Genomic DNA, 11,192 nt, shown 5'->3' with positions numbered 1-11,192 from the left:
TCGGATGAGGAAAAGGAAATAACCTGGCTGATTTCTTTTTGTCTACCAACTACTTGTGTTTCTTAACAGGCTCTTAGGTCCTCTACTGCATGCGGAATGTGATGGGAACCGTGAACGAAACCGCCACCGGCTGCCCGTCCTGCTTTCCCGGGGTGAAGGACTTGAGCTGTTGCACGGCCCAAACGGCCGCCGCGTCAGGCGACGGGAACACACTTTTCACCACTTTTATATTGGCAACTTCCCCCTTGTTGGTCACCACAAAGCTGACGAAAACCCGGCCTTCCGCCTTGGCTCTGAGTGCCTCCTTGGGGTATTTCACGTTCATCATCACTGTTTTGACTACGTCCCGGAAGCCTCCCTCGCCTTCGGAGTAAACCGGCATGACTTCGTATTCGAAAAAGGCGGTGGGCTGGCCATTTTCTAGGAAACACTCGCCGGTGCCGGCATGAGCGGCGTCCATTATCTGACGGCGCTTGAGCTGTCCATTAGCATAGTAGGTGCGAAACTCCCCTACTTGCTTGTTGTGCGCGAACTCGCTGTGGTAGCTCAACTGGCCGTTATCAAACCAGGATTCGGACACCCCATGGCTAAACTGCTTCCGGATGTGCTCATACGACGAACTGCTGCGCAGCTTGCCATTGCGAGCATAACTGCGCACCACTCCCCCGACACTATCAGTGTATGTTGTTTCGCGCCGTCCAATGGCCCCAATCTCTGAGGGCAGCACCGCGCCAGTCGAATCAATATATTCGGTTTTGGTAGGCGGTACGATTTGCTGCGCCGACGCCTGCTCAATTCCCAATCCTCCCAATAGGAGTAACAATAAGTAGCGTTTATCCATAATTGATATGGGTTGAATTAGCGCCGAACGGCTTTGGCTTCTACCATTCCCTCCACCACATCGTTCGTCAGGCTACCTTCCAGCATAGCGGGCACAAACTTGGGCAACTTCCTCACGGCTTGCAGCACGGCGGCCTGCAAGTCTGCCGGAGCATCGGTTAGAATGCGCGCATCCTGGACCGTGCCGGTCGGGTCTATCCGAAAAGCGTAGTACACCAACAGCCCAGCCGGCTGGCTGTAGCCGGCCGGCAGATACCCCGCAAACTGCTGCTGGACCGACTTCAGAAACTTGCCCGAGTAGGTGTTTTTGCCGCTTAGCTGCGCAAACGTGTGATACGGCGGACACTTGGGCAGCGGGTGGCCCGCAGAGTCAAGGCAGACTGTGGTTCCCTTGGCAGGAGGAGAAAACTCCGTGCGCCGCGGCTTGCCGTCGGGGTAATAAGTCTGCAGCACTCCGACTACCTGGCTTTTGTGATACGTAAGTTCTTCGCGCAGCTGGCCGGTTTCGTACCATTCTCGGCTCGGGCCCTCCAGCTCCATGCCGGGCACCAAGCCAGTGAAATACTGTTCCAAAATCAGCCGGCCGGTAGACAGCACGTAGCGGCGGGCCTGCCAATTCAGGCCCGCGCTATCTACGCGCACAAACCGGTCGTAGCAATGCGCACCGCCTGGGCCTGTGGGAAGTGGCGCCCAATACTGGTCATAATATCGCACCCCGGCGCGCTGGCCGAGCATTTCATCAACCACGCGCACCGTCGGTACTGGAGTTTGCGCATGAGCCACTGTGCTCACGCCAGCCAGAAGGATACTTAGCAGCCAGTTTCTCATGCAGTGGCCTGGCTTACGGCAGCTTCGGCCTTGGCAATGGCAGCAGCCAGCCCAGCCACATTCTTGCCGCCGGCCGTGGCGAAAAACGGCTGTCCGCCGCCGCCGCCCTGGATTTCTTTGGCCAGCTCGCGCACCAGCGTGGTGGCATTGAGCCTGCCGCTTTTCGCCGTTTCATCGTCCAGCATCACGGCCAACTGGGGCTTGCCGTCTACGGCCGCGCCCAGCACCAACACTAGGGGCGCGGGGGCCGCCTGGCGCACCTCAAAGGCCAACGCTTTGAGCGAGTCGGCAGAAGCTGCATGAACCTGAGCAGCAATAAAATTCAGGCCGTTGGGCAGTTGGCGCACCTGGGTAAGCAACGTCCGGCGCTGAGCAACGAGCTGTTGCAGGGTAAACTGCTCAATTTGCTTACGCAGCCCAGCCATTTCCTCGCTCTGCTTTTCGAGCGTAGTGAGCAGGTGCTGGGGGTTGCCCAGCGCCTCGCGCACTTGAGCTAGTAGGTCGAGCTGGTGGTCTACGTAGGCTTCGGCTCCGAGGCCAGTTACGGCTTCGATGCGGCGCACGCCGGCGCCCACGGCGCTCTCCGCCGTGATTTTGAAGTAGCCGATGCTGCCGGTATTGGGCACGTGCAGGCCGCCGCACAGCTCCACCGAGTAGTCTTTGTCGAAAGTGATGACGCGCACAAACTCGCCGTACTTCTCACCGAACAGGGCCATAGCGCCCAGGTTCTTGGCCTCGGCAATGGGCACGTTGCGGCGCTCGTCGAGCGGGATTTGCTGGCGAATCCGCTCGTTTACCATGTGCTCAATTTCGCGCATCTGGTCGTCGGTCACTTTGGTGAAGTGCGAGAAGTCGAAACGCAGCAATTTCTCGTTCACGAGCGAGCCTTTTTGCTGCACGTGGCTGCCCAGCACTTCGCGCAGGGCGGCTTGCAGCAAGTGCGTGGCCGAGTGGTTCTGGCGAATCTGGTTGCGCCGGGCCACGTCGGGCATAGCCAGGAAATCGGCGGTCAGGTCCTCGGGCAGCTCCAGCAGGGTGTGCACGATGAGGTCGTTTTCGCGCTTGGTATCAATCACCCGCACTTTCGACAAGGGCGAATCCAGGTAGCCCGTGTCGCCTACCTGTCCGCCGCTTTCGGCATAGAACGCGGTTTGGTCGAGCACTACCTGGTATTCGGTTTTGCCCTTGGCGGTGGTTTTGCGGTAGCGCAGGATGTGCGCCGGTGCCTCGTCGAGGTCGTAGCCCACGAAGGCGGGCTGCTCGTCGGAATCAGAGACAATGGTCCAGTCCGACTGCTCGGTTTCCTGGGCGTTGCGGCTGCGGTTCTTCTGCTGCGCCAGCTCCTTCTGGAAGCCTTCCTCGTCCACGCTCAGGCCTTTTTCGCGGGCGATGAGGGCCGTGAGGTCCAGCGGGAAGCCGAAGGTATCGGACAGTTCAAACGCGGTTTTGCCGTCGATGAGGTTGCCGTTGGCGCGGGCCGTTTCCTCGAGGGCGTCGAGGCGGCGCAGCCCGGTTTCCAGGGTTTTCAGGAAGGCAATTTCCTCTTCCTCAATCACGCGCTGCACGAAGGCCGTCTGGGCTTTCAGCTCCGGGAAGATGTTGCGCATCTGGTCGGCCAGCACGGGCACCAGCTTGAAGAGGAAAGGCTGCTTTTGGTTGAGCGACGAAAACGCGTAGCGCACGGCCCGGCGCAAAATGCGGCGGATTACGTAACCGGCCTTCACGTTGCTGGGCAGCTGGCCGTCGGCGATGGTGAAGGCGATGGTCCGGATGTGGTCGGCGATGACCCGAATGGCGATGTCGGTTTTTTCGTTTTCGGTGGTCGGCTGGTCGGTCACCTTGGCGGGCGCGGTGCCGTGGTATTCCAGCCCAACTTCCTTGGCGATGAACTGAATGAGCGGCTGGAACACGTCGGTGTCGTAGTTTGACTTCACGCCCGAAACGGCCATCATCAGTCGCTCGAAGCCCATGCCGGTGTCCACGTGTTGAGCCGGCAGCTTCACGAGGCTTTTATCGGCCAGGCGCTGGAACTCCATGAATACGTTGTTCCACACCTCTACTACCTGGGGGTGGTCGGCGTTCACCAGCTCGCGGCCTGATTTGGCGGCCCGCTCCTCGTCGGACCGCAGGTCGATGTGAATTTCGGTGCAGGGGCCGCAGGGGCCGGTGTCGCCCATCTCCCAGAAGTTGTCCTTCTTGTTGCCGGGCAGAATGCGGTCGTCGGACGTGTACTGGCGCCAGAGGTTCTGGGTCTCGGTGTCGGCCGCCAGCTTGTCGCCTTGGTCGCCTTCGAAATAGGTGACGTAGAGGCGGTCCTTGTCGAGCTTATACACTTCGGTGAGCAACTCCCAGGCCCAGGCAATGGCGTCTTTCTTGAAATAATCGCCAAACGACCAGTTGCCGAGCATCTCGAACATGGTGTGGTGGTAGGTGTCGTAGCCTACTTCCTCGAGGTCGTTGTGCTTGCCGCTCACGCGCAGGCACTTCTGGGTGTCGGCAATGCGCTTGTAGGGCGCCGGCTTGTTGCCAAGGAAATAGTCTTTAAAGGGAGCCATGCCGCTGTTGATGAACAGCAGCGTGGGGTCGTCCTTCACCACAATCGGCGCCGAGGGCACGATGTGGTGGCCTTTGGAAGCGAAGAAATCGAGGAATTGCTGGCGGACGTGCGAAGCGGTTGGGAGCGACATAATAAGCAGGGGAAAAGCCAGCCCACACCGGCAGAATTTGATGAACTTTCACGGGGCTAGCTCAGCAAAGGTAACAATTGCCTCTCCTGCCCTGGTATCGCCAATGCGCCTAACTTGCGGCATCTTGCACAGAGGCAACAATTGTCGCTTCATAAACAAGCATATTTGCTATAATTCGCTATTCTCAGTGTCATTACACTTTCCCCTATTCCGCTGCTCCCCTTGGCTCAACCTGCTGTTGCTGCTGAGCCTGAGCAGCGCGGCGGCCCCCGCCCCACCGCGCAAGGCCCGGTTGGGCAAAGTCCTCGGCGCTGATATTTCCTTTTTGCCGCAGCTCGAAGCCCGGGGCATGAAGTTTTCGGACAAAGGCGTGCAGAAAGACGCCATCCAGATTCTGAAAGACCACCATTTCAACTACATCCGGCTCCGGATTTTCAACAACCCGGCGGCCGATAGTGGCTACGCTCCCGGCAAGGGCTTTTGCGACTTGGCCCACACCCTGGCCATGGCCAAGCGCGTGAAGCAAGCCAAGATGAAGCTGCTGCTCGACTTCCACTACAGCGACACCTGGGCCGACCCGCAAAAGCAATTCAAGCCCGAAGCCTGGAAAAACCTGAGCGGCGCGGCCCTGGAGAAAGCGGTGCACGACTACACCGCCGACGTGCTGAAGGCCCTGGCGGCCCAAGGCACCCCGCCCGACATGGTGCAGATAGGCAACGAAATCAACCACGGCATGCTGTGGCCCGATGGCAACGTGCAGCTGGCCGACAGCCTCACCCGGTTCGACACCCTGGCCAAGCTGGCCGAAGCCGGTGCCAGCGCCGTGCGCGAAACCACGCCCAAAGCCCTGGTGATGATGCACATTGCGCTGGGCGGCCAAAACCGGCACTCCACTCTGTGGCTCGACCGCATGATTGCCCGGAAGGTGCAGTTCGACGTCATCGGTCAGTCGTATTACCCCAAGTGGCACGGCACCATTGCCGACCTGAAATTCAACCTCACCGACCTGGCCAAGCGCTACCCGCAGGACATTGTGCTGGTGGAATATTCCGAGCGCAAGCGCGAAGTCAACGACATCGCGTTCGACCTGCCGGGCGGCAAAGGCAAAGGCAGTTTCATCTGGGAGCCGCTCAACACCTGGGAATCTATTTTCGACAAACAGGGCCAGGCCAACGACCTGTTGTTAATTTACGACGAAATCAGCCGCAAATACCGGGTTAAGTAACCCTCGCGCCGCACCCCACAGCCATGCCCTACAAAGAGCGCAGCATCGAAAAACAATATTTCACCATCGGCGAAGTGGCCGCCCAGTTCAAGGTGGCCGAGTCCCTGGTGCGCTTCTGGGAAACCGAATTTGACGAGCTGCGCCCCCGCCGCAGCAAGAAAGGCAACCGCCTCTACACGCCCCAGGACATCGAGGTTTTCCGCACTATTTATCACCTGGTGAAGGAGCGCGGCTACACCATCCCCGGCGCTCGCGACATGCTCAAGCAAAAGGGCCCGCAGCTCAAGGAGAAGATTGACGTGGTGCAGTCGCTGGAAAAAGTCCGCTCTTTCTTGCTGCTGCTTCGCAAAGAAGTGGAGGCTGCTGGTAAGGCGGAGCCGGAGTAACCTCACCCCCCGGCCCCCTCTCCTTGGGGAGAGGGGGAGCCTGACGAATTACTGTTGGGCGAGTTATTGTTTTCGATTGGAAACTATGGATAACGGGAGGGAAGAAAAACCATCTCATTACCACGCGTACATGACAGACGCGGAGCGATGGCAGAAAAGACTGAAAGGCTTTTCACGCGTAAACCGCCGAAATTCTACTGAGGCAGAAAACGCGCTGTGGCAATTAGTGCGTGGCAACAAGCTAGGGGTCCGTTTTCGCCGTCAGCATGCTATAGAGCAGTATATTGTCGATTTTATTTGTTTGCCCGCCTGGCTCATTATTGAAGTGGATGGGGAGTATCATTCCGATACTGAGCAGGCAGCGTATGATGGCGGCCGAACTTACCGATTACAGGAATTAGGCTTTTTTATCCAGCGCTTCTCCAATGAAGAAGTCTTGCAGCACCCTGACTACGTCGAACGACTTATAGCTCAACACTTGACCACACATTTACCTATCCCGAAGCCTTCAGGCTCCCCCTCTCCCCAAGGAGTGGGGGCCGGGGGGTGAGGTCTACCAATGAACGACGAATCCCTTTTCCACGAACTCGCCCTTACCCTGCTGCCCGGCATTGGCCCGCAGCTCACGCGGCAGCTCATGAGCTACGGCGGCGCGGCTAAAACAGTGCTCACCATGCCGCCCGGCAAGCTGCGGCGCATTCCCGGCGTGGGCGATGCTACCGTTAAAATCATCACTGGTCCCGAGCGAGATACCGCCCTGCGCAAAGCCGAGGCCGGTATCAAGAAGGCCGAAAAAGACGGGGTCGAAATCCTGTTCTACACCAGCAAGCGCTTCCCTAGCCGGCTCAAGCTGATTCCCGACGCGCCGGCCATCCTATATTACCAAGGCACCGCCGACCTGAACGCGCCCAAAACCGTGGCGCTGGTGGGCACGCGCAAAGCCACGGAATACGGCCGCGAGCAAACCGAGCGCATCATCCAGGGCCTGCTACCCCACCGGCCGCTCGTGGTGAGTGGCCTGGCCTACGGCATCGACATCATGGCGCACCGCTCGGCCTTGCAGGAAGGCCTTGACACCGTGGGCGTCATGGCTACTGGCCTCGACATCATTTACCCGGCCGCGCACCGCAAAACCGCCGAGAAAATGCGCGAGCAAGGCGGCCTGCTCACCGAGTTTGCGTTCGGCACGCAGCCCGACCGCTATAATTTCCCGGCCCGCAACCGCATCATCGCCGGCCTTTCCGATGGTACGGTGGTCGTGGAAGCTGCCATCAAAGGCGGGGCGCTGATAACCGCCGAACTGGCCCTGAGCTACGACCGCGACGTGCTGGCTGTACCCGGCAACCTGGGCTCGGCGGCCTCGGAAGGCTGCAACGCGCTTATCAAAAACAACAAAGCAGCGCTCTACTCTGAGCCGCTCGACCTGGAGCAGTTGCTCAACTGGGACGCAGCCCTGCACCAATCGGGCAAGTTCAAGCCGGCTCCCTCCTATTCCGCCGATGATTTTACGGCCGAGGAATTCGCCCTGATAACGGTGCTGGCAGCCGCCAACGGCCGCGAGGAACAAATGGACGAGCTGGCCTGGAAAGCCCAACTACCCATCCACAGCGTGGCCTCGCTCCTGCTGGGGTTGGAGTTTCGGGGCGTGGTACGGGCGTTGCCAGGCAAGAAATTCCTACTCCTTTAACCCCAGAAGTCAGTAGCCCAGGCAACTATGCATTTACTGTATAATGGCGCATTGCAAGATTCCGAATCCTTCGGCCTGAAGCTGCCCAACCGCGGACTGGCTTTTGGTGATGGGTTTTTCGAAACGCTGATTTTCACCGAAAACCGCCTGCGCCTAGCTGCCGACCACTGCCACCGCATGCAGCAGGCCGCCGCCACCCTCTACCTCAAGCTACCCGAGCCCCTGGCGACACCCGAAGCGCTGGAAAGCACCTTGGCCGGATTAGCAGCAGCAAATGCCTTGCCCGCCGCCCGCCTGCGCCTGCAGCTCTGGCGCGCTGGCGGCGGCCGCTATACCCCACCTACCGATGCTGCCGAATGGCTTGCCACTGCCGAGCCTTTTGTTGCCGACGATTCTCCCGTAGCCAAAGCTGACTTTGCCCTGGAAACTCACGCTATTCATTCTCCGCTGAGCTTTTGCAAGGGTCCTCAGGCGTGGCTTTACGTGCGCGCCGCCCACGAACGGCAACAGCGCGGGCTGGATGAAATCATCCTTTGCGACGCCTCCGGGCACGTGGCCGAGGCTGGTGCCGCTGCTATTTTTTGGATGAAGGATGGAGTCCTGTTTACGCCTTCCCTAGCGAGCGGCTGCGTGGCTGGAGTGCGCCGGGCGCAGGTCTTGCGCGCTGCGAGCGCAGCCGGTTTGGAGTGCCACGAGGGTTTATTTAAACAAGAAGTTCTTTTAGCTGCGGATGCGGCCTTTACTGCGAATGTGGCCTCTGTGCGAGCCGTACTCGCCATTGGTAATACATTTTTTGCGCAGCCTGCATTGGCTTTTTTACAACAAGGCGATGAGCAACCCGCAGCCAATTAGTATAACGGACGGGATGGCCCTGGCTTCATACTTAGGGGGTGGCACGGCATGGTTAGGGTAGCGTTTTCGGCTGCTGTCCCGTCCTTCCTTTTGAGGTTCAAACCGGTAGAAGATGGTAACGGTGTCGACCTGGAGTTTGGGATTGACAGCGTCGGGTAAGTCAGTTACTTCCGTGACATCCGTACTGTCATCAGTGACAGTGGCGATGCCGGGGGCGATGTCGGTAATGTCAATAATTTCGAGGCTGTCAGTACTGCCACCGATTTTAATGTTGCTATTACTGTCGGTGTGCGACAGGGCGGGTTTAAAGCGCAGTTGCCATGCCACCCGCTGCAACTCGGCATCGAGGGCCAGCACAGCTTTGATGGGTGGTGAGCCAGTGCTCAAGTCGCGCCGTGTGATGGAAAAACCACTCACTCGGCCATCGGGCTTCACGGTGAGTAGAGCGTAAATAGTACCGCCCACGCCAGCTTGAAGCGCCAGCTTGGGGTAGCTGATAAAGTGCCGGAGGTACTGATTGAAAACCTCCGCTGCATCCGTTCGTTCGGCCGAATCGGCCATGTGCCAGTAGCGCGGCAGCAAAGGCATCATGCCCGCAGAGGCGGTCGGCGGTGGAGCGACCCACGATGTTTTCCCGCTTTTGCCGTGGGGCGGGATTGTGGTGCTCCGTTGGGCGCTGGCCTCGCGGGCCAGCCCCATCCCCAGCACGAACAAAATAAAACAAATAAGCCAGCGGTACATCACTTCTTCCTTCAATAAAAGCCTTCGCTGCTAGGCCGCAGGCAGTAAAAGCTATCCGCGTTAGACTGCTACGGGCGCCTTGATAGGCGGCCACGGTTCGTAGTTCTCCAACTTAAAATCCTCAAACTGGAAAGCAAAAATATCCATAACACCGGGGTTTATTAGCATCTGCGGCAGCGGGCGTGGCTCGCGTTCCAGTTGCAGGCGGGCTTGCTCCAGGTGGTTGCTGTAGAGGTGGGTGTCGCCGCCGGTCCAGATAAACTCGCCGGGCTGCAGGCCGGTTACTTGGGCTACCATGAGAGTGAGCAGCGCGTAGGAAGCAATGTTGAAGGGCACGCCCAGGAATACATCGGCCGAGCGCTGGTAGAGCTGGCAGGAAAGCTTGCCATCGGCCACGTAGAACTGAAACAGTGCGTGGCAGGGCTGTAGCTTCATTTCGGGCAGTTCGGCCACGTTCCAGGCCGAGACGATGATGCGGCGCGAGTCGGGCTGGGTCTTGAGCTGCTGGATGACCTGGCTGATTTGGTCGATGTGGCCGCCGTGGCCGTCGGGCCAGGAGCGCCACTGGTGGCCGTACACTGGGCCCAGCTCGCCGTTGGCATCTGCCCACTCGTCCCAGATTTTTACGCCGTGCTCTTTGAGGTAGGCAATGTTGGTTTCGCCCTTCAAAAACCATAGCAACTCGTGGATTATACTCTTCAGGTGCACCTTTTTGGTGGTCACCAGCGGGAAGCCATCCGCTAAATTGAACCGCATTTGCGGCCCAAAGATGGAAACCGTGCCCGTGCCCGTGCGGTCGGTTTTGACGGTGCCAGTTTCAAGAATTTGGCGAAGAAGAGCTTGGTACTGGCGCATAAGCAGATACTAAATCAGAAAGCTCAAAAATAGAGAAAGCCGCCCAGTTGGGAGCGGCTTTCTCAAAATCAGGCACTTTGCATTTTAGTCAACTGCCGTGGCTACTTGCTTGGTTTCGTGCTTTTGCACAGCCGAACGAATCCGCGATGCCATGCCATACAAGTCGTCAAGTGTTACAATATCCACTCGTTCGCCGCCTTCTACATCAAACAACGTAACGTACTTCTTGCTGCCATTAAAATGGAGCCGGCAGATTGGCTTGCGGTTGTTATCATCCAGCAGAATGCCGCAGTAAGATTGCACATCTCGCATGACCACCCGATTGACCGGCACTGTTTTACGCAAAATAGCCCGCACTATCATAAAGCCTTCTGTCTCCTCCACGGTAGTTTGAATGTCTTTGGCTTCTGGCTCAGCTTGAGCTGCGGGCTCGGGCATAGGAGCCGCCGGAACTTCATTTACTAAAGGACCTTGGCCGCTGGTATCAATCATAGCCGAGCGCAAACGCATGGCGATTTTATCGTTCAGGAACTGGTGAAACGAACGGTGTACCAGCAGGCTAAACTGCTCTTTCAGTTTAGGCGTGAGTACACCTTCATACACTTGCTTCGATACGAAGTTGATAAATTCAGTCGATGGCTGGGTGAACTGTTCGTCGAAGTACTTCTTGAAAGCCCGCATGTACTTGAGGTTATAAGCTGCGAACAGCATGTCCTCAATGTTGAAAGCGGCTTTGCTAAGCTTTTTAATTTCAGAAACGTCGTTTTCGCTAAAATTGGAAAGGTCAAATTCCAGGAAAGGCCGTTCGTCCATCTTGTTGGCTTGTTCTAGGTCAGTAAACAAACGGTAGACAAGGCCATTGGTAAGAATGGCAATCCGTGCTTCCGTGACATGGAAATAGCGAAACAATTGACTGGCGTGATTAATATTTAAATCACCGCCGACATGCTTGCATTCAATGAGAATAATTGGTTTGCCGTCACGCATGATGGCATAATCAATCTTCTCGCCCTTCTTAGAGCCTGTTAAAATTTACGGATAAGGTGTCGAATGCTGGATAAATAGAGCGTTGCTTCGGCGCTGCTGGTCTC

At 57.8% G+C, this 11,192-nt stretch carries 11 protein-coding genes; 5 read left to right on the top strand and 6 right to left on the bottom strand.

Features of this window, described 5'->3' with window-relative positions; translation table 11 throughout:
• Window positions 1-82 precede the first annotated feature (82 nt).
• The 3 genes from LJ738_RS20890 to alaS are packed head-to-tail and all read right to left on the bottom strand — an operon-like array spanning window position 83 to window position 4,355.
• A complete protein-coding gene (locus LJ738_RS20890; protein ID WP_227788296.1) occupies window positions 83-841 on the bottom strand; it encodes an energy transducer TonB in 759 nt (252 codons plus the stop codon).
• Window positions 842-858: 17 nt separating this feature from the next.
• Window positions 859-1,668: an energy transducer TonB gene (locus LJ738_RS20885; RefSeq protein WP_227788295.1), complete on the bottom strand. Its 810-nt coding sequence runs from the start codon at window positions 1,666-1,668 to the stop codon at window positions 859-861.
• Complete coding sequence (gene alaS, locus LJ738_RS20880) at window positions 1,665-4,355, bottom strand: alanine--tRNA ligase (protein ID WP_227788294.1); 2,691 nt, start codon at window positions 4,353-4,355, stop codon at window positions 1,665-1,667. The genes LJ738_RS20885 and alaS overlap by 4 nt, the downstream gene beginning before the upstream one ends.
• A gap of 187 nt (window positions 4,356-4,542) precedes the next feature.
• Here alaS and LJ738_RS20875 point away from each other — a divergent pair, with 187 nt between their 5' ends.
• The 5 genes from LJ738_RS20875 to LJ738_RS20855 all read left to right on the top strand — a co-directional run bounded on the left by LJ738_RS20875 (window position 4,543) and on the right by LJ738_RS20855 (window position 8,505).
• Window positions 4,543-5,580 carry a glycoside hydrolase family 53 protein gene (locus tag LJ738_RS20875; protein ID WP_227788293.1) on the top strand — a complete coding sequence of 346 codons (1,038 nt, stop codon included), beginning with the start codon at window positions 4,543-4,545 and terminating at the stop codon, window positions 5,578-5,580.
• A gap of 23 nt (window positions 5,581-5,603) precedes the next feature.
• Window positions 5,604-5,966 (top strand): MerR family transcriptional regulator, encoded by a 363-nt coding sequence (locus LJ738_RS20870; RefSeq protein ID WP_227788292.1) that lies wholly within the window; start codon window positions 5,604-5,606, stop codon window positions 5,964-5,966.
• A 130-nt stretch (window positions 5,967-6,096) separates the two neighbouring features.
• Complete coding sequence (locus tag LJ738_RS20865) at window positions 6,097-6,516, top strand: endonuclease domain-containing protein (protein WP_227788291.1); 420 nt, start codon at window positions 6,097-6,099, stop codon at window positions 6,514-6,516.
• Between the two features lie 9 nt (window positions 6,517-6,525).
• Window positions 6,526-7,653 carry a DNA-processing protein DprA gene (dprA, locus tag LJ738_RS20860; protein WP_227788290.1) on the top strand — a complete coding sequence of 376 codons (1,128 nt, stop codon included), beginning with the start codon at window positions 6,526-6,528 and terminating at the stop codon, window positions 7,651-7,653.
• 27 nt (window positions 7,654-7,680) lie between these two features.
• Complete coding sequence (locus tag LJ738_RS20855) at window positions 7,681-8,505, top strand: aminotransferase class IV (protein WP_227788289.1); 825 nt, start codon at window positions 7,681-7,683, stop codon at window positions 8,503-8,505.
• On the opposite strand, the gene LJ738_RS20850 is transcribed toward LJ738_RS20855, so the two are convergent.
• The 3 genes from LJ738_RS20850 to LJ738_RS20840 form a co-directional block, all read right to left on the bottom strand.
• Window positions 8,470-9,261 carry an energy transducer TonB gene (locus LJ738_RS20850; RefSeq protein WP_227788288.1) on the bottom strand — a complete coding sequence of 264 codons (792 nt, stop codon included), beginning with the start codon at window positions 9,259-9,261 and terminating at the stop codon, window positions 8,470-8,472. The two genes, LJ738_RS20855 and LJ738_RS20850, sit on opposite strands and share 36 nt — an antisense overlap.
• A 45-nt stretch (window positions 9,262-9,306) precedes the next feature.
• The gene (locus LJ738_RS20845) at window positions 9,307-10,101 is read right to left on the bottom strand and encodes a thymidylate synthase (RefSeq protein WP_227788287.1); all 795 of its coding nucleotides are present in this window, start codon (window positions 10,099-10,101) and stop codon (window positions 9,307-9,309) included.
• An 84-nt stretch (window positions 10,102-10,185) separates the two neighbouring features.
• Entirely contained in the window at window positions 10,186-11,133 is a 948-nt protein-coding gene (locus LJ738_RS20840; protein WP_302718363.1) for a type I restriction endonuclease, read from the bottom strand.
• Between the last annotated feature and the right edge of the window lie 59 nt (window positions 11,134-11,192).

The organism is Hymenobacter plasmatis (genome assembly GCF_020711255.1).
Lineage (GTDB): Bacteria > Bacteroidota > Bacteroidia > Cytophagales > Hymenobacteraceae > Hymenobacter.
The sequence above is the reverse complement of the archived record's forward strand: the minus strand, read 5'-3'. Positions and strand labels throughout refer to the sequence as shown.